The organism is Streptomyces sp. NPDC051913, from assembly GCF_044593635.1.
In the GTDB taxonomy this organism is placed as follows: Bacteria; Actinomycetota; Actinomycetes; order Streptomycetales; family Streptomycetaceae; genus Streptomyces.
Genome location: NZ_JBIUCI010000013.1, coordinates 255604 through 273329, shown reverse-complemented (window position 1 = coordinate 273329; position 17726 = coordinate 255604). Strand labels below are relative to the sequence as shown.

At 72.5% G+C, this 17726-nt stretch carries 14 protein-coding genes; 6 read left to right on the top strand and 8 right to left on the bottom strand.

What is annotated here, in order from left to right; all coding sequences use genetic code 11:
• Nucleotides 1–25: 25 nt before the first annotated feature.
• From ACIHIX_RS33845 to ACIHIX_RS33825, 5 genes are read right to left on the bottom strand one after another with little or no spacing between them, the layout of a single operon-like run.
• Nucleotides 26–1165 carry an acyl-CoA dehydrogenase family protein gene (locus tag ACIHIX_RS33845; RefSeq protein ID WP_399962944.1) on the bottom strand — a complete coding sequence of 380 codons (1140 nt, stop codon included), beginning with the start codon at nucleotides 1163–1165 and terminating at the stop codon, nucleotides 26–28.
• A gap of 56 nt (nucleotides 1166–1221) precedes the next feature.
• Complete coding sequence (locus ACIHIX_RS33840) at nucleotides 1222–3063, bottom strand: biotin carboxylase N-terminal domain-containing protein (protein ID WP_399962943.1); 1842 nt, start codon at nucleotides 3061–3063, stop codon at nucleotides 1222–1224.
• A gap of 19 nt (nucleotides 3064–3082) precedes the next feature.
• Nucleotides 3083–4681: an acyl-CoA carboxylase subunit beta gene (locus ACIHIX_RS33835; RefSeq protein ID WP_399962941.1), complete on the bottom strand. Its 1599-nt coding sequence runs from the start codon at nucleotides 4679–4681 to the stop codon at nucleotides 3083–3085.
• A complete protein-coding gene (locus ACIHIX_RS33830) occupies nucleotides 4678–6351 on the bottom strand; it encodes an acyclic terpene utilization AtuA family protein (protein WP_399962939.1) in 1674 nt (557 codons plus the stop codon). The genes ACIHIX_RS33835 and ACIHIX_RS33830 overlap by 4 nt, the downstream gene beginning before the upstream one ends.
• Nucleotides 6348–7142, bottom strand: coding sequence for a TIGR03084 family metal-binding protein (locus ACIHIX_RS33825; protein WP_399962937.1), 795 nt, complete (start codon nucleotides 7140–7142; stop codon nucleotides 6348–6350). Before ACIHIX_RS33825 ends, ACIHIX_RS33830 begins: the two co-directional genes overlap by 4 nt.
• Nucleotides 7143–7300: 158 nt before the next feature.
• Between ACIHIX_RS33825 and ACIHIX_RS33820 the strand changes: the two genes are divergently transcribed.
• Complete coding sequence (locus tag ACIHIX_RS33820; RefSeq protein ID WP_399962936.1) at nucleotides 7301–8068, top strand: hypothetical protein; 768 nt, start codon at nucleotides 7301–7303, stop codon at nucleotides 8066–8068.
• A gap of 10 nt (nucleotides 8069–8078) precedes the next feature.
• Here the strand turns inward: ACIHIX_RS33820 and ACIHIX_RS33815 are convergent, their stop codons facing one another.
• The 3 genes from ACIHIX_RS33815 to ACIHIX_RS33805 form a co-directional block, all read right to left on the bottom strand.
• Nucleotides 8079–9062, bottom strand: a complete 984-nt coding sequence (locus ACIHIX_RS33815) for an EamA family transporter (RefSeq protein WP_399962934.1) — start codon at nucleotides 9060–9062, stop codon at nucleotides 8079–8081.
• Nucleotides 9063–9146: 84 nt separating this feature from the next.
• On the bottom strand, nucleotides 9147–10271 hold the full coding sequence (locus ACIHIX_RS33810; RefSeq protein WP_399962932.1) for a lipid II:glycine glycyltransferase FemX: 1125 nt from the start codon (nucleotides 10269–10271) through the stop codon (nucleotides 9147–9149).
• Between the two features lie 37 nt (nucleotides 10272–10308).
• Nucleotides 10309–13146 (bottom strand): FAD-binding and (Fe-S)-binding domain-containing protein, encoded by a 2838-nt coding sequence (locus tag ACIHIX_RS33805; protein ID WP_399962930.1) that lies wholly within the window; start codon nucleotides 13144–13146, stop codon nucleotides 10309–10311.
• A gap of 215 nt (nucleotides 13147–13361) precedes the next feature.
• Here ACIHIX_RS33805 and ACIHIX_RS33800 point away from each other — a divergent pair, with 215 nt between their 5' ends.
• From ACIHIX_RS33800 to ACIHIX_RS33780, 5 genes are read left to right on the top strand one after another with little or no spacing between them, the layout of a single operon-like run.
• The gene (locus tag ACIHIX_RS33800) at nucleotides 13362–15140 is read left to right on the top strand and encodes an ATP-binding protein (RefSeq protein WP_399962928.1); all 1779 of its coding nucleotides are present in this window, start codon (nucleotides 13362–13364) and stop codon (nucleotides 15138–15140) included.
• A complete protein-coding gene (locus ACIHIX_RS33795) occupies nucleotides 15137–15544 on the top strand; it encodes a roadblock/LC7 domain-containing protein (RefSeq protein WP_399962926.1) in 408 nt (135 codons plus the stop codon). Before ACIHIX_RS33800 ends, ACIHIX_RS33795 begins: the two co-directional genes overlap by 4 nt.
• Nucleotides 15541–15888: a DUF742 domain-containing protein gene (locus tag ACIHIX_RS33790; protein WP_399962924.1), complete on the top strand. Its 348-nt coding sequence runs from the start codon at nucleotides 15541–15543 to the stop codon at nucleotides 15886–15888. The genes ACIHIX_RS33795 and ACIHIX_RS33790 overlap by 4 nt, the downstream gene beginning before the upstream one ends.
• Complete coding sequence (locus ACIHIX_RS33785; protein WP_399962923.1) at nucleotides 15869–16507, top strand: GTP-binding protein; 639 nt, start codon at nucleotides 15869–15871, stop codon at nucleotides 16505–16507. The genes ACIHIX_RS33790 and ACIHIX_RS33785 overlap by 20 nt, the downstream gene beginning before the upstream one ends.
• Nucleotides 16504–17709 (top strand): cytochrome P450, encoded by a 1206-nt coding sequence (locus tag ACIHIX_RS33780; protein ID WP_399962921.1) that lies wholly within the window; start codon nucleotides 16504–16506, stop codon nucleotides 17707–17709. The genes ACIHIX_RS33785 and ACIHIX_RS33780 overlap by 4 nt, the downstream gene beginning before the upstream one ends.
• Nucleotides 17710–17726 lie beyond the last annotated feature (17 nt).

Here is a 17726-nt window from a genome sequence, read left to right as displayed (position 1 = left end):
CCTCCAAGACGGCCTGGTGGGCGGCTTAGTACGACTTGGGCAGGCCCAGGGTCTGGTGGGAGACGTAGTTGAGAATCATCTCCCGGCTCACCGGAGCAATACGAGCCACGCGCGCGGCTGTTATCAACGAGGCGAGGCCGAACTCGCGCGTGAGGCCGTTGCCGCCGAGGGTGTGCACGGCCTGGTCGACGGCCTTGACGCAGGCCTCGCCCGCCGCGTACTTGGCCATGTTCGCCGCCTCGCCCGCGCCGGCGTCGTCCCCGGCGTCGTAGAGATGGGCCGCCTTCTGCATCATCAGCCGGGCCAGCTCCAGGTCGATGTGCGCCTGTGCGAGGGGGTGGGCGATGGCTTGGTGGGCGCCGATGGGGGTGTTCCACACGGTGCGGTCGCGGGCGTAGGTGATCGCCTGCGCGAGTGCGTAGCGGCCCATGCCGATGGCGAACGCGGCGGTCATGATGCGCTCGGGGTTGAGGCCGGCGAAGAGTTGGAGGAGGCCGGCGTCCTCGTCGCCGACGAGCGCGTCCGCGGGGAGCCGTACGTCGTCCAGCGTCAGCTCGAACTGCTTCTCGGCGGCCTGGAGTTCCATGTCGATCTGCCGACGGTGGAACCCTTCGGCGTCCCTGGGGACGATGAACAGGCAGGGCTTGAGGCGTCCGGTGCGGGAGTCCTCGGTGCGGCCGACGACGAGGGTGGCGTCGGCGATGTCGACGCCGGAGATGAAGACCTTGCGGCCGGTGAGCAGCCAGTCTCCTGATGCCGGGTCGCGGCGGGCCGTGGTGGTGATGCGGTGGGAGTTGGAGCCGGCGTCGGGTTCGGTGATGCCGAAGGCCATGGTGCGGGTGCCGTCGGCGAGGGCGGGGAGCCATTCCCGCTTCTGGGCTTCGGTGCCGAAGCGGGCGATGACCGTGCCGCAGATGGCGGGTGAGACGACCATCATCAGCAGGGGGCAGCCCGCCGCGCCGAGTTCTTCGAGGACGATGGACAGCTCGGATACTCCGCCGCCCCCGCCTCCGTACTCTTCGGGGAGATTGACGCCCAGGTAGCCGAGTTTGGCGGCTTCGCTCCAGAGGGCTTCTCGGTCGAAGGTGCGGCCGTGGCGTTTGCCGAGGGCGGATACGGCGGCTCGGAGGGCTTTGTGTTCTTCGGATTCGATCGTGGGTGGCATGGGATTCCTTCCCGGGTGCGGGTTGTTCGTGGCTGGTCGCGCAGTTCCCCGCGCCCCTAGGTGGGTTCCACAACCGCCAGCAGCATTCCGACCGCTACCTGGTGGCCAGGTACTGCGGTCAGCGAGGTCAGCGTTCCTGTGACCGGGGCGGAAATGCGGTGTTGCATCTTCATCGCTTCGAGCCACACGATCGGTTCACCGGCCTCCACCTTTGCTCCGACCTCCAGGCCGTCGGCGATCCTGACGACCGTTCCCGGCATGGGGGCCACCAGGGAGCCCGGGGCCAGTTGCGCCTTCGGGTCGGGGAAGCGGGGCAGGGCCTTCAGGGCGACCGCGTTCACGTACACCTCGTCGGCGTACCTCGACACCTCGTACCGGCGCTGTACGCCGTCCACTTCGAGTACGACCAGACCCGCGTCGGCGTGCACCACTCGCACCCCGTCCGCCTCCAGGCCCTCCCGTCCCCAGCGGTACCGGACCTCGATCTCCTCGCCCGCCACCTCGTACCGCTTCACCTGGGCCTGTGACGGCACGTTCCGCCAGCCACCGCCGAAGCGGGAGCGGCCGTGGGCGTCGGCGAGGGCGGCGGCCAGTGGGGCGTGCGGGTCGGGGGCGTGGGTGGTCAGGGACGTCAGGTGGCGGTCGTAGAACGCCGTGGTCATCGCGGCCGTGGTGAACTCCTCGTGGCGCAGGGAGTTCACCAACAGGGACCTGTTGGTCGTCGGGCCGTGGATCGTCGCCCGCTCCAGCGCGCCCGCCAGTTTGCGGATCGCCTCCGCGCGGGTGGGGGCGTGGGCGACGGCCTTGGCGAGCATGGGGTCGTAGTGGACGCCGATCTCGTCGCCGTCCTCGTAGCCGGTGTCGAGGCGGACGCCGGGGACGGTCAGGCGGTGCAGGGTGCCGGTCTGGGGGGCCCAGGCGGCTGCCGGGTCCTCGGCGTAGAGGCGGGCCTCGACGGCGTGGCCACGTGCGTGTGGAGGTGACTCGGGGAGAGGCCGGCCCTCTGCCACGGCGATCTGGAGTGCGACCAGGTCCACGTCGAAGACCGCCTCCGTCACGGGGTGCTCGACCTGGAGGCGGGTGTTCATCTCCAGGAAATGCGCCGTGTCGTCGGCGACGAGGAACTCGACGGTGCCCGCGCCGACGTAGGAGACGGCGCGCGCTGCGCGTACGGCCAGCGTGCGCAGCTCTTCTTCGAGCTCCGGGGTGAGCCCGGGTGCCGGTGCCTCCTCGATGACCTTCTGGTGCCGGCGTTGCAGGGAGCAGTCGCGGGTGCCGAGCGCCCAGACGGTGCCGTGGCTGTCGGCGAGGAGCTGCACCTCCACGTGGCGGCCGTTCTCGACGTACGGCTCGACGAACACCTCGCCGTCCCCGAAGGCGCTCGCGGCCTCGGCGCGTGCGCTCTCCAGCGCGGGGCTCAGATCCTCCAGGCGGCGCACGATCCGCATTCCGCGCCCCCCGCCGCCCGCGGCCGCCTTCACGAGCACCGGCAGGTCGGACGCGCCGACCTCCCCCAGCGGCCGGAGCCCCATCAGCTCCTTCGCGCGTGTCTTGGACGCCATCGCCTCGATGGCCTCCGGGGGCGGGCCGATCCACGCCAGCCCGGCGTCCAGGACGGCGCGGGCGAAGTCGGCGTTCTCGGAGAGGAAGCCGTAGCCGGGGTGCACGGCGTCCGCGCCGGCGGCGACGGCGGCCTTCACGATCAGGTCGCCGCGCAGATACGTCTCGGCGGGCGTCGCCCCCGGGAGTCGTACCGCCGTGTCGGCCACGCGCGCGTGGAGGGCGTTCGCGTCCGGGTCGGAGTGCACGGCGACCGTTCGGATGCCCAGCTCGGCGCAGGTGCGGAAGATCCGGCAGGCGATCTCGCCGCGGTTCGCGACGAGGACAGAAGTGATCATGGAAGTCACTGGGGATCCCTCACATCCGGAAGACGCCGAAGCCGCCGCGCGCACCTTCGTACGGCGCCGTGTGGACGGCGGACAGGCACAGGCCGAGGACCGTTCGGGTGTCGCGTGGGTCGATGACGCCGTCGTCGTAGAGGCGGCCGGAGAGGAACATCGGCAGCGACTCGGACTCGATCTGCTGCTCCACCATGGCCCGCAGGGCCGCGTCGGCGTCGTCGTCGTACGGCCGGCCCTTCGCCGCCGCCGACTGCCGGGCGACGATCGAGAGGACGCCCGCGAGTTGCTGGGGGCCCATCACGGCGGACTTGGCGCTGGGCCAGGCGAAGAGGAAGCGCGGGTCGTAGGCGCGGCCGCACATGCCGTAGTGCCCGGCACCGTAGGAGGCGCCCATGAGCACCGAGAGGTGCGGGACCTTCGAGTTGGACACGGCGTTGATCATCATCGCGCCGTGCTTGATGATTCCGCCCTGCTCGTACTCCTTGCCGACCATGTAGCCGGTGGTGTTGTGGAGGAAGAGGAGGGGGATGTCGCGCTGGTTGGCGAGCTGGATGAACTGGGCGGCCTTCTGCGACTCCGCGGAGAACAGCACCCCCTGGGCGTTCGCCAGCACGCCCACCGGATAGCCGTGCAGGGTCGCCCAGCCGGTGGTGAGGCTGGTGCCGTAGAGCGGTTTGAACTCGTCGAAGTCGGAGGCGTCGACGATCCGGGCGATGACCTCGCGCGGGTCGAAGGGGGTCTTCAGGTCGCCGGGGACGATGCCGAGGAGTTCGTCGGCCGCGTACTTGGGCGGCTCGGCGAGGGGCGGAGCGGCGTACGCCTTGCGGTGGTTGAGGCGGGCGACCACGCGGCGCGCCTGGCGCAGGGCGTCCTGCTCGTCGACGGCGAAGTAGTCGGCGAGCCCGGACACGCGCGCGTGCATCTCCGCGCCGCCCAGCGACTCGTCGTCGCTCTCCTCGCCGGTGGCCATCTTGACGAGGGGCGGACCGCCGAGGAACACCTTGGCCCGCTCCTTGACCATGATCACGTGGTCGGACATGCCGGGGATGTAGGCCCCGCCCGCCGTGGAGTTGCCGAAGACGACGGCGACGGTCGGGATTCCGGCGGCGGAGAGACGGGTCAGGTCGCGGAAGATGGCGCCCCCGGGGATGAAGATCTCCTTCTGGGACGGCAGGTCGGCACCTCCCGACTCCACCAGGCTGATGCAGGGGAGCCGGTTGGCGAGAGCGATGTCGTTCGCCCGGAGCGCCTTCTTCAGGCTCCACGGGTTGCTCGCGCCGCCGCGCACGGTCGGATCGTTGGCGGTGATCAGGCACTCCACGCCCTCCACCACCCCGATGCCGGTGACGAGCGAGGCACCGACCTGGTACTCGCTGCCCCACGCGGCCAGCGGGGACAGCTCCAGGAAGGGCGTGTCCGGGTCGAGGAGCAGCTCGATGCGTTCGCGGGCGAGCAGCTTGCCGCGCTTCCGGTGGCGGGCGACGTACTTCTCGCCGCCGCCCGCGAGCGCCTTGGCGTGCTCGGCGGTCAGCTCGTCCAGCTTGGTGAGCATGGCCTCGCGGTGGGCGCGGTAGTCGGCGCCTTTCACGTCCAGCGCGGACGACAGGACGGTCACAGCAGTGCCTCCGGGATGTCCATGTGGCGCGAGCGCAGCCATTCGCCGAGCGCCTTGGCCTGCGGGTCGAAACGGTGCTGGGCGGCGACACCGGCGCCGAGGATGCCCTCGACGACGAAGTTCAGCGCGCGGAGATTGGGGAGCGGGTGCCGGGTGACGTTCAAGTCGGCGGTCTCCGGCAGGAGTTCGCGGAAGCGGTCGACGGTGAGCGTGTGCGCCAGCCAGCGCCAGGCCTCGTCGGTCCGGACCCACACGCCCACGTTGGCGTTGCCGCCCTTGTCCCCGCTCCGGGCGCCGGCGACGAGGCCGAGCGGGGCGCGTCGAGTGGGTCCCTGCGAAAGGGGTGCGGGCAGCTCAGGTTCCGCGGGATCTTCGAGTACGAGGGTGTCCTGGGCCGGCGCCACGGGGACACGGCGGCCGTCGTCGAGGACCGCCACCTGGTCGACGGCGCCCTGGGGGACGTACACGTCCTCGAAGACCCCGTAGGGCGCGCCCTTTCCGGGTGGTGCGAGCACATGGAAGCCGGGGTAGCTGGCGAGGGCCAGCTCGATGGCGGCGCCGCTCAACGCCCGCCCCACCGCGTCCTGTTCCGGATCCCGTACGACCAGTCTCAGCAGGGAGCTGGCGGTCTCCTCGGTGTCGGCGTCGGCGCGGTCGGTGCGGGCCGACTCCCAGTGCACGGAGGCGACCTTGCCCAGCACCGGCTCCATCTGGGCCCGCACGAGCGCCGCCTTGGCCTCGATGTCGAGGCCGGTCAGCACGAAGACGACCTCGTTGCGGAAGCCGCCGAGCTTGTTGAGGCCGACTTTGAGGGTGGGGGGCGGGGCCTCGCCGCGGACGCCGGAGATCCGGACGCGGTCGGGGCCGTCCTGGGTGAGGCAAACGGTGTCGAGGCGGGCGGTGACGTCGGGTCCGGCGTACCGGGCGCCCTGGGTCTCGTACAGGAGCTGTGCGGTGACCGTGCCGACGTCGACGAAGCCGCCCGTGCCGGGGTGTTTGGTGATGACGGCGGTGCCGTCCTCGTGGAGTTCGGCGAGGGGGAAGCCGGGGCGGCGGAGGTCGTGGGAACGGTCGGCGAAGAAGGCGTAGTTGCCGCCGGTGGCCTGCGTCCCGCACTCCAGGACGTGTCCGGCGACGACCGCGCCGGCGAGTCGGTCGTGGTCCGTCGGCCGCCAGCCGAAGTGCGCGACGGCGGGCCCGGTGACCAGGGCCGCGTCCGTCACCCGCCCGGTCACCACCACGTCGGCGCCGGCGCGCAGGCACTCCGCGATACCGAAGCCGCCGAGGTAGGCGTGGGCGGCGAGGCTGCCGGGGTGGGCGGCGGTCAGATCGTCGCCCTCGACATGGGCGACGCGGACGGCGATGCCGAGCCGGTCGGCCAACTCCCGCACCCGGGTGGCGAGTCCGGCCGGGTTGAGGCCACCGGCATTGGCGACGATCCGTACGCCCCGCTCCTGGGCGAGGCCGAGGCATTCCTCCAACTGCCGCAGGAAGGTGCGGGCGTATCCGGCGCCGGGGTCCTTCAGCCGGTCGCGGCCCAGGATGAGCATGGTCAGCTCGGCGAGGTAGTCGCCGGTGAGGACGTCGAGTTCGCCGCCGGTGAGCATCTCGCGCAGGGCGTCGAACCGGTCGCCGTAGAAGCCGGAGGCGTTGCCGATGCGCAGGGTCACTTTCCGGCCCCCTTGGGTGCGCGCCCGTCTCCCGGTGGGCCCGCGAAGGCCTGGGCGATGTCCAGCCAGCGGTCGGCGTTCTCGCCCTCGGCGGTCAGGGCGAGGTCGCTGCGGTGGGCGCGCTGGGTGACCAGGAGGCAGAAGTCGAGGGCGGGGCCGGTGACGCGGTCGGTGGCGCCCTGTGGGCCGTAGACCCACAACTCGCCGGAGGGGGCGGTCAGTTCGATGCGGAACTCCTCGAACGGTGGGGTCAGCCCGTGCACGCCGAAGGCGAAGTCGCGGGTGCGGACGCCGAGTCGGACGATGTGCCGCAGCCGGTCGGTGGGGGCGCGGGTGACGCCCAGCGCCTCCGCCACGTCCAGACCGTGCGCCCAGGTCTCCATCAGGCGGGCGGTGGCCATGGAGGCGGTGGACATGGGCGGGCCGTACCAGGGAAAACGGGCGCCGTCCGGGGCGCTTCGCAGAGCGTCGGCCAGGTCCTCGCGCCCCGCCCGCCAATAGGCGAGCAGCCGCTCCGGGGGCTTTCCCGCGCCCTCCTCGGCACCGTTGTCGACGAAGTCGCCCGGTGCGGCCAGCGCCTTCTCGACCTCGCGGGAGAAGGCCGCCTGGTCGGTCACGGCGAGCAGGGAGGAGTGGTCGGTCCAGGCGAGGTGGGCGATCTGGTGGGCGACGGTCCAGCCGGGGGCGGGGGTCGGCGCCGACCACTGCTCCTTGCTCAACTCGGCCACGATCAGGTCGAGTTCCTCGCTCTCCGCGCAGAGGTCGTCGATGACGGGCGTGGGGTCTGCCATGGCAGCGAGGATGACACCCGTTCCATAAACAAGCAAGCGTGCTTGCATTGTTTTTGGGGAGGTGTCGGCCGAGCACGACTGAGTACGGCTACTCATGCCACCGCGGGGCCGCGCGGGAACCATGGACACCGATGGGGATCCGACCTGGAAGGTGGGGCATGGGCAGGTTTCTGGCGGGGGTCGGGGCCGTGGTCGCGGCGGGGGTCGCGCTGGTCGTCGCGTATCTGGCGGGGGCGCCGGCGGACGTGGTGTTCGGGGCCGGGGCCGGGGTGCTCAGCCTGCTGTGGCTGCTGCTTCTGCTGACCGTGCCGTGGAACCTCTACTTCCGGGCGCATGCCGTGCTCGCGGAGATCGCGGTGAGCCGGGAGAAGGGCCTGGAGATCTCCCGGGCCCGGGACGCCGAGGCCACGCGGATCGCCCGCGCGATGCTGCGGACTGCGGTCGCGGGACACGTGGTGACGTCGACGGTCGTCCTCACGGTCACCTGGGTGACGGGCGCGTTCACGGGCTACTGGTTCGCCGCGTTCTTCCTGCTGAGTACGTTCTTCCGCCCGGCCGGCGCCTGGTTCGGCCAGCTCCGGCGGCGGCTCGGGACGCTGCTCAAGGACGTCACGTATCCCCGGGACGACGTGGTCGAGCTGAACGCCCGCATGGACCGCGCCGAGACCGGGACGCGGGTCCTGGAGGAGAAGGCCGAGGAACAGTACCGGTCCCTCGCCGAGCTCCGCCGGACCGTGGACGCGCTGGCCATGAGCGCCTACGAACGGGCGGAGGACGCGGATCGCAGGATCGCCGCGCTGGGCCGCGAGTTCGAGTCCACGGTGAACCGCCTCACCGACAACCAGGAGATCATCGCGGGGGTGAAGGCGTTCCTGCGCATGGTGCGCGCACCGGAGGTGCCGGGAGGCACGGCGGCCTCGGGCTGACCGGCACCGCTCAGGGCTCCTCGGGAAGCGTCACAGCCGTCTTCCTCCGCCCCGTCTGCGTCAGCACCACCCCCATGCTGGCCGCGATGACCAGGGCGATGGCGAGGGCCTCCGTGGTGGAGAGGGCCTGGCTGAGGACGAGGAAGCCGGCCGTGGCGGCGATCGCCGGTTCCAGGCTCATGAGGATGGCGAAGGTGGAGGCGGGCAGGCGGCGCAGGGCGCTGAGTTCGAGGGTGTAGGGCAGGACCGAGGAGAGCACGGCCACCGCCGAGCCCAGGGCGAGGGTCATCGGGTCGAGCAGCCTGGTGCCGGACTCGGCGATCCCGAGCGGCAGGAAGAGCACCGCCGCGACCACCATGGCGAGGGCGAGCCCGTCGGCCTGCGGGAAGCGGCGGCCGGTACGGGCGCTGAAGACGATGTACGCCGCCCACATCGCGCCCGCGCCCAGGGCGAAGAGGACGCCGACGACGTCGAGGCTGCCGAAGCCGCCGCCACTGAGGAGCATGACACCGGCGAGGGCGAGCCCGGCCCAGACCAGGTTGATCGCACGGCGGGAGGCGAGGACCGAGAGGGCGAGCGGGCCGAGGACCTCCAGGGCGACCGCCGGGCCGAGCGGGATGCGCGCGATGGACTGGTAGAACAGGCCGTTCATCCCGGCCATCGTGAGGCCGAAGACGATCACCGTGGCCCAGTCGGCGCGGCTGTGTCCGCGCACCCGCGGCCGGCACACCACCAGGAGCACGACCGCCGCGGCCAGCAGCCGCAGCGTGACCACGCCGAGCGCCCCGGCCCGGGGCATCAGGCTCGCCGCGAGGGCACCGCCGAACTGCACGGAGACGCCCGCGGACAGCACCATGCCGATGGAGCCGAGCGAGCGCCGGCGCTGCGGGGTGCCCGCGGGCGGCTGGGCAACCGGGGTTACCGAAGGCGAGGCGGCGGCGGTGCTGGGGGTGGTCACGGGGCCTTCCAGGGGTTCGGCACGCGATTCGTTCATCGCGGTGTACTGTCAAGTCCAGAGTAATGGACTCAGTCAGGAACGTGAACCCCTTTTGCCACTGACCCGCGAGAGCCCGGCCCGCTAGCGCCGCGCCATGTACAGGTCCAGCGCCTTGTGCAGCAGCCGGTTGATCGGGAAGTCCCACTCCCCCAGGTACTCGATGGCCTGACCGCCCGTGCCGACCTTGAACCGGAGCAGGCCGAGGAGGTGGTTGGAGTCCTCCAGGGTGTCGGTGATGCCGCGCAGGTCGTAGACGGCGGCGCCGAGCGCGTGGGCGTCGGTCATCATCCGCCACTGCATGGCGTTGTTGGGCTGGACCTCGCGCTTGTGGGCGGTGGAGGCGCCGTAGGAGTACCAGACGTGCTCCCCGACGGTGAGCATCGTGGCCGCGGCGAGGAGGTCGCCGTCGTGGCGGGCGAGGTAGAGCCGCATACGGTCGGGGTGTTCCGCGTTGAGTACGGTCCACATGCGCTGGAAGTAGGCGAGCGGGCGCGGGATGAAGCGGTCGCGGTCGGCGGTCTCGGTGTAGAGGGCGTAGAACGCCGGGAGATCCTCGGGGCCGCCCCGGACGACCTCCACGCCCGCCTTCTCGGCCTTCTTGATGTTGCGCCGCCACTGCTGGTTGAGGCCGCGGTGGATCTCGTCCAGGGGCCGTCCGGCGAACGGCACCTGGAACACGTACCGGGGCTGTCCGGCGGCGAAGCCGTCCTCGCCGCCCGGCTCCGTCTGCTGCCAGCCGGCCCGCCGCAGCCGGTCGGCGACGTCGAGGGCACGGGGTTCGTACGAGGTCGCCTCGGCGTCCCGCAGCCGCCGGGCGGCCGGGTCGGCGATCGCGGCCTTCACCGCGTCGGCGCTCCAGCGGCGCACGACGACGGGCGGCCCCATCTTCACCGAGAACGCGCCCTGCCGCCTGAGGTGGGCGAGCATCGGCTCCAGCCAGCGCTCGCCGAGATCGGCGTCGTACCAGTCGATGACCGGCCCCTCGGGCAGATAGGCGAGGTACTTCTTCAGCTTCGGCACCGGCCGGTACAGCACCAGCCCCGCCCCCACCAGCCGCCCTTCCTCGTCGAACCACCCCAGACTCTCCGCCCGCCAGTCCGGCTTCACCTCGCCCCAGGCGGGGATCTGGGTGTGACTGGCGGAGGGGCGGGCGGCGATGAAGGCGAGGTGGTCGGGGCGGGAGAGGGGGCGGACGCGGAGGGGCATGCGCGGACTCCTTGAGGCGGCGTACGAGCCCACCAGGCTATAGATCATCAACGGCGAGCCCCTCCGCCAACACCTCCGCCAGGTGCCGGCCCCGCACCCCGGCCAGCTGTTCCAGCTGGGTCCGGCAGGAGTAGCCGTCCGCCAGGACCACCGCGCCGTCGGGCGCGTCGCGCACCGCCGGCAGCAGCTGGTCCTCCGCGCAGGCCCGCGACACCTCGAAGTGCCCGGCTTCGAAGCCGAAGTTGCCCGCGAGGCCGCAGCAGCCTCCGGCCAAGTCCCCTTCCAGGCCGGCCGCTTCACGCAGCCGGCGGTCGGCCGTGTCGCCCAGGACCGCGTGCTGGTGGCAGTGGGTCTGGCCGGTCGTCGGGCGGTTCAGCCGTGGCGGCGTCCAGCCGGGGGCCAGGCGTTCCAGCGCCTCGGCGAAGGTGAGGACCCGGGACGACAGCACGGCCGCGCGCGGGTCGTCATGGAGGAGTTCGGGCAGGTCCGTGCGGAGGGCCGCCGCGCAGCTGGGCTCCAGGACGACGACCGGCAGGTCCGTCGCCAGCACCGGTGCCATCAGGTCGAGGGTGCGGCGCATGACCGTACGGGCGCGGTCGAGCTGGCCGGTGGAGACGTACGTCAGCCCGCAGCAGACCCGGCCGCGACGGGCCGTGAGCGGGGCGAAGGCGGGTGAGGGGTGCAGGGTGGGCGGGAGGAGCAGCGTCACGCCCGCTGCCTCAAGGACCCGCACCGCCGCCCGGCCCACCTGCGGCGAGAGGTGCTCGGTGAAGGTGTCCGGCCACAGCACCGCTGAAGGACCGGTGGCCGTACGCCCCCGGGCCCGCCTCGCCCACCACCGCGTGAACGTCTCCCCCGCCAACCGCGGGATCCGCCGCTCCGGCGCGATCCCGCCCAGCCGCTTCGCCACCCACGCCAACGGGCCTACGGCCGCCAGGGCGTTCACCAGCCGGGCCGTGCGCGTGCGGGCCGCCGCCCGCAGCCAGACCGGGAGGCGGCCCATCGTGTAGTGGGCGGCCGGCCTGCGGCGCCCCGCGTAGTGGTGGTGGAGGAACTCCGCCTTGTACGTGGCCATGTCCACCTCGACCGGGCAGTCCGACCGGCATCCCTTGCAGGACAGACACAGGTCGAGCGCCTCGCGCACCTCCTCCGAACGCCAGCCGTCGGTGACCACCTCGCCCGCCAGCATCTCGTGCAGCAGCCGGGCACGCCCGCGCGTGGAGTGCGCCTCCTCGCCGGTCGCCCGGAAGGACGGGCACATGACGCCCGCTCCCGCCACGGATGTCGTACGGCACTTGGCGACACCCACGCAGCGGCGGACCGCCGCCGAGAAGTCACCGGCGTCGGCGGGGTAGCCGAAGGCCACGTCGACCGGCTCGCGCGGGAGGACGGAGAAGCGGAGGTTGGCGTCCAGCGGCGCCGGGCGGACCAGCATGCCGGGGTTGAGGAGGTCGTCGGGGTCCCAGATCCCCTTCGCCCGCTCGAAGAGGGACACCAGCTCGGCGCCGTACATCCGCGGCAGCAACTCGGCCCGCGCCTGTCCGTCGCCGTGTTCCCCGGACAGCGAGCCGCCGTGCGCCACCACCAGGTCGGCGAGCTCCTCCGAGAAGCGGCGGAAACCGGCGACGCCCCGGTCGGTCAGCAGGTCGAAGTCGATGCGGACGTGGATGCAGCCGTCACCGAAGTGGCCGTACGGCGTCCCGCGCAGCCCGTGCTCGGTGAGCAGGCTCCTGAAGTCCCGTAGATACGCGCCCAGTCGGGGTGGCGGCACCGCGCAGTCCTCCCAGCCTGGCCAGGCCTCGGAGCCGTCCCGCATGCGCGTCGCCGTGCCGGACGCGTCCTCGCGGATGCGCCACAACGCCCGCTGGTCCGCCGGGTCGGTCACCACCAGCGCGTCCACGACGTCCGCCGCCCGCACGATCGTCCGCGCACGTGCGCGTGCCTCGGCCTCGGTGTCGCCGCCCGTCTCCACGAACAGCCAGGCCCCGCCCCGCGGCAGCGCGGCCACCGAGGGCACCAGGTCGGCCGCCATGCCCTCCACGGTCAGGGGGTGGTGGGGCAGCAGCCCTGCGGCGGCCTCGGCGGCCGCGCCCTCGTCCACATACCCCAGCACGGCCAGCGCACGCGCGCGGGGCGCCTCCACCAGCTTTACGACCGCCTGCGTGAGCACCCCCAAGGTGCCCTCGCTGCCGCAGAAGGCGCGGGCGACGTCGGCGCCGTTCTCCGGCAGCAGCGCGTCCAGCGCGTAACCCGAGATGCGGCGCGGGAGTACGGGGAAGCCGGTGCGCAGCCGGGCCAGGTCGCCCGACACCAGGTCGCGCAGGCCGTCCGGGGCGCCGGCCCAGTCCTGCCCGAGTTTCAGCCGCCGCCCGCGCGCGGTGATCACGTCCAGTTCCCGGACGCTGTCCGCGGTCGTGCCCCAGGCCACCGAGTGCGACCCGCAGGAGTTGTTGCCGATCATCCCGCCGAGTGTGCAGCGGCTGTGGGTGGAGGGGTCGGGGCCGAACCGCAGGCCGTGCGGGGCGGCGGCGTCCTGGAGGCGGTCCAGGACGAGGCCCGGCTGGACGACGGCCGTACGGGACCCGGGGTCCAGGGAGAGCAGGCGGTTCATGTGGCGGGTGAAGTCCAGCACCACCCCGGTGCCGGTGGCCTGACCGGCGATCGAGGTACCGCCGCCGCGCGGCACCACCGGCACGTCGCGCTCCCGGCACACCTCCAGGGCCGCCGCCACGTCGTCGGCGTCCAGGGGCGCCACGACACCCAGCGGGACCCTTCGGTAGTTGGACGCGTCCATGGTCATCAGCGCCCGGGACGTGACGTCGAACCCGACCTCACCCCGGACGGCCGCCCGCAGCGCCGACTCGAGATCCGTCATGGCTCAAGCATGCATCCGACCACTGACAGTGACGGCACCCCGACCGTCACCGTGCGCCACCTGAGGCGCCGTCACCCCGCGTCACCGGAACCTGTGAACGCCTCCAGAACCTTCCCAATTTGATCACCAACTCTCATATAGTGACCGCTTATTGAGCGACAGGTGTCGCTTCTCGCCCAGGAACAGACAGCGGCCCCCTACCAAGGACCCGACTCATGACCGCCCCCAGCCTGCCCGGCGAACGACCCACCGCCCGTACCCTGCTGCCCGCCCCGCTGCTCACCGCCGTGCTCGCCGCGCTCGCGGTCGCCGGCGCGGTGGCCCGGGCGCCGGAGTCGGAGCGCGTCCCGCTCGCCCTCGGCACCGGCATCGGCGCCCTGTTGCTGACCACGGCCGTCGCCGTGGCCGTCCACGCCCTGCAGAACGCCCGGATCACCCGCCGCCGCCTGGAAGCCGTCACCCTCGACGCCGGGCGGCTGTTGCAGGACCGGGCCCGGCAGAGCACGGAGTTCGACCAGGAACGGGTGCAGCTGACCGAGGAACTCACCCATGAGCGGGCCCGGCACACCACCGAGCTCGCCGAGGAACGCGCCCGGCTCACCGCCGAGCTGGAGGACCAGCGCGCCCGGCTCACCGCCGCCAACGCCCGGCTGACCGAGCGCGCCCGGCGCGCCGAGCAGGAACGGTCCACCGCCCTGTCCGCCACCGCCAACGCGGCGAGCCGGATGCAGGCGCTGGCCACCGGGATGCTCGCCGACCTGCGCGCCATGGAGGAGCGGCACGACGACGAGGACGTCCTCGCCGACCTCCTCCACCTCGACCACCGCACCGCCCAGGCCGGCCGGCTCGCCGACTCCGTCGCCGTCCTCACCGGCGCGCGCTCCGGCCGCCGTTGGGCCCGGCCCATCGCCATGGAGTCGATCCTGCGCGGCGCGATGGGCCGCATCAGCGGCTACCGGCGGGTGCGGGTGCACTCCGCCTGCGAGGCCGCCGTCGCCGGGCACGCCGCCGAGGGCGTGATGCACGCGCTCGCCGAACTCCTCGACAACGCCGCGAACTTCTCCCCGCCGACCGCCGAGGTACACGTGTACGTCGAGGAGGTCCCGGCCGGTGTCATCGTCTCCGTCGAGGACAGCGGCCTGGTCATGGGCGACGTCCAACTCCGGCGCGCCGAACGGGCCGTGTCCGGCGACGACGCCGAGCTCGGCGGTCTCACCGGCACGCGTCTCGGCCTCGCCGTCGTGGGCCGCCTGTCCCGCAAGTACGGGCTCACGGTCTCCTTCCGTCCCTCGGCCCGTGGCGGCACCGGCGTCCTGGTCCTCGTACCGCAGGACATCCTCGTACCGGAACAACTGGCCGCCCGCCCCCCGGGAGCGCTGACGCTTCCGCAGGCGGAGGCCGCGCAGGCGGCGGAAGGGACGACGGAGGCAGCGGGCGACGGCGCCGCCGCCGCACCGGACCCGCGCACGGAGACGGACCCGGCACCGCACGCGCCGTCGGCCCCCGTCCCCGACCCGGTCCCCACCCACGAGTCACCCGCCCACAGCGCCGCCACCCTCCCCGACGACCTGCCCACAGGCCGTGCCGAGAGCCGGTCCGAGCCTCGCTCCGAAGGGCTCCCCGACGGCCTCCCCAAGCGCCGCCGGGGCCGCGCCCTCGCCGAGGCCGAGCGGGAGCAGCGGGAACGGCTCCGCGCGCGGGCCGCCGAGACCGCCGGGTCCACCGACGCGACCGGGAACGGCGGGCACGCCAGGCCCACCGCGAGCACCGCCCCCGGCGCGCCCGACGCCCCCACCGACGACACGCCCACCCGTGCCATCCGCTTCAGCAGCTTCCGGCAAGCCGTGCGCGGCTCCCTCTCCGATCAGAGCGACCCCGCCACTCCGGCCGAAGGAACCCGCGAGAAGACCCGCGAGAAGACCCGCGAAGAGACTCCCGAACCGTCCACCCCCTCCATCGCACACCCCACTCCGGAAGGCGACCCCACGTCATGACCGGCACGACCACCGCCGACGAGAAGCTCACCTGGCTCATCGAGGGCCTCCTGGAGCGCACCCCGGGCGCGCGGCACGCGCTCGTCCTCTCTCGGGACGGACTGAAGTTGTGCCGGACGCCGGAGCTCACCGTCGACCAGGCCGACCAGCTCGCCGCGATCGCCGCCGGCATCCAGGCCCTGTCGCAGGGCGCCTCCGTGGAGTTCGGGGACGGCACCGGTGGCGTGCGGTCGGCGATGACCGAGTTCTACGGCGGCGTCCTCTTCATCGTCGAGGCCGGTGAGGGCGCTCATCTGGCCGTCGTCACGACCGAGGAGGCGGACGCCGGTCTCGTCGGGCACAACATGAGCGAGCTCGTCGAACAGCTCGGCGCCCATCTGACCGCGCAGCCCCGGACGTCATGAGCCGCCCCGGCAGGGACGACTCACCCGACCGTCTGTACACCCTCACCGGTGGCCGCGCGCACGCCACTCCGGACAGCCCCTTCGACCTGGTGACGCTCGTGGTCGCCGAGTGCGATCCGACCACCGGCATGCAGTCGGAGCACGCGGCGATCCTGAGGCTGGCCCAACTGCCGACCGCGGTCGTCGAGTTGGCGGCCGAGCTGAAGCTGCCGGTGAGCATCACCAAGATCCTGCTCGGCGACCTCCTCGCGGCGGGCCGCGTCAGCGCCCGCCACCCCCGTAAAGCCGCCGTCCCCGATCCCGACGTCCTGGAACAGGTGCTCGTTGGACTCCGCAACCTCTGAAGCAGCCTCCGAGGCAGCCGCTCGCACCCCTCTGGGTGCCACCGCCGACAACGGCCTCAAGATCGTCGTCGTCGGCGGTTTCGGCGTCGGCAAGACCACTCTCGTCCGTTCGGTCAGCGAGATACGTCCCCTCAACACCGAGGAGACGATGACCCGGGCCGGCGAGCACGTCGACGACATCAGCGAGGTCCGGGACAAGAAGGCGACCACCGTCGCCTTCGACTTCGGCCGGATCACGCTCGACGCCCGCAACGTGCTGTACCTCTTCGGCGCCCCCGGCCAGGAGCGGTTCTGGTTCCTGTGGGACCGGCTGTTCTCCGGGACCCTCGGCGCGGTCGTCCTCGTCGACACCCGCCGGATCGACGACAGTTGGTACGCCATCGACCGGCTCGAACACCACGGCACCCCGTTCATCGTGGCCTGCAACGACTTCGGCGGCCCCGCCTACGCCCCGCAGCAGATCCGTGAGGCCCTCGACCTCGACCCGCACATCCCGCTGCTCGACTGCGACGCCCGCTCCCGGGCCTCCGGCAAGCAGGTGCTGATCACCCTGGTCGAGCATGTGAAGAACACCTACGCCAACCAAGTCCCCGTCCTCGAACAGGAGTTGACCCGGTGACCGCTCCCGTGCCCCTCGGCGGCCCCAGGTTCCAGACCGAACCGGCGCAGCTGTACCGGGAGATGCGGCGCGACCACGGCGCCGTGACGCCGGTCGTGCTCGACGGCGACATACCGGCCTGGCTGGTGCTCGGCTACCGCGAGCTGCATCAGGTCACCGGCGATCCGGTGCTGTTCAGCCGGGACTCCGAGCTGTGGAACCAGTGGGACCGCATCCCCGACGACTGGCCGCTGCTGCCGATGATCGGCCGCAAGCAGCCGTCGATCCTCTACACCGTCGGCGAGCGCCACCGTGAGCGTGCCGCGATGATCAGCGAGGCGCTGGAGGCGGTGAGCCCCTCCGAACTGCGCTCCTACGCCGAGCGGTTCGCCGACGAGCTGATCGACGCGGTGTGCGCCGAGGGCGAGACGGACATCATCGGCAACTACGCGATGCTCCTGCCGGTACGGGTCCTGGCCCGGCTCTACGGCTTCTCCGACGAGGAGGGGCCGGGCCTGGTCACCGCCCTCAACGACATGATCGACGGCCGGGAGCGGGCCATCGCGGGCCAGACCCATCTGGCCACGTCGATGTTCCAGCTCCTCGCCGACCGGCGCGCCGAACCCGCGGACGACGTCGTCTCCCGCATGCTCGCCCACCCCAGCGGGTTCACGGACGAGGAGATCGCCCAGGACCTGATGGTGATGATGGCGGCCGGGCACCAGCCCACCGCCGACTGGATCGGCAACTCGCTGCGGCTGATGCTGACCGACGGACGGTTCGCGGCCTCCCTGTTCGGCGGCCGCAACAGCGTCGCCGACGCGATGAACGAGGTCCTGTGGGAGGACACTCCGACCCAGAACGTGGCCGGGCGCTGGGCGTCCCGCGACACCCAGCTCGGCGGGCGCCGGGTCCGCGCCGGCGACCTGCTGCTGCTCGGCCTCCAGGGCGCCAACTCCGACCCGCAGGTCCGCACCGACGGCTCCACGCTCACCGGCGGCAACAGCGCCCACTTCTCCTTCGGACACGGCGAGCACCGGTGCCCGTTCCCCGCGCAGGAGGTCGCCGAGGTGATCGCGCGGACCGGCATCGAGGTCGTCCTGGACCGGCTGCCCGACATCGACCTCGCGGTCCCCGCCGACGCCCTGACGCGCCGCCCCTCGCCCTGGCTGCGCGGCCTGTCCGCACTGCCGGTCCGCTTCACGCCGGTACCGGCGCGCTGAGCCCCACCCCTGCCCTC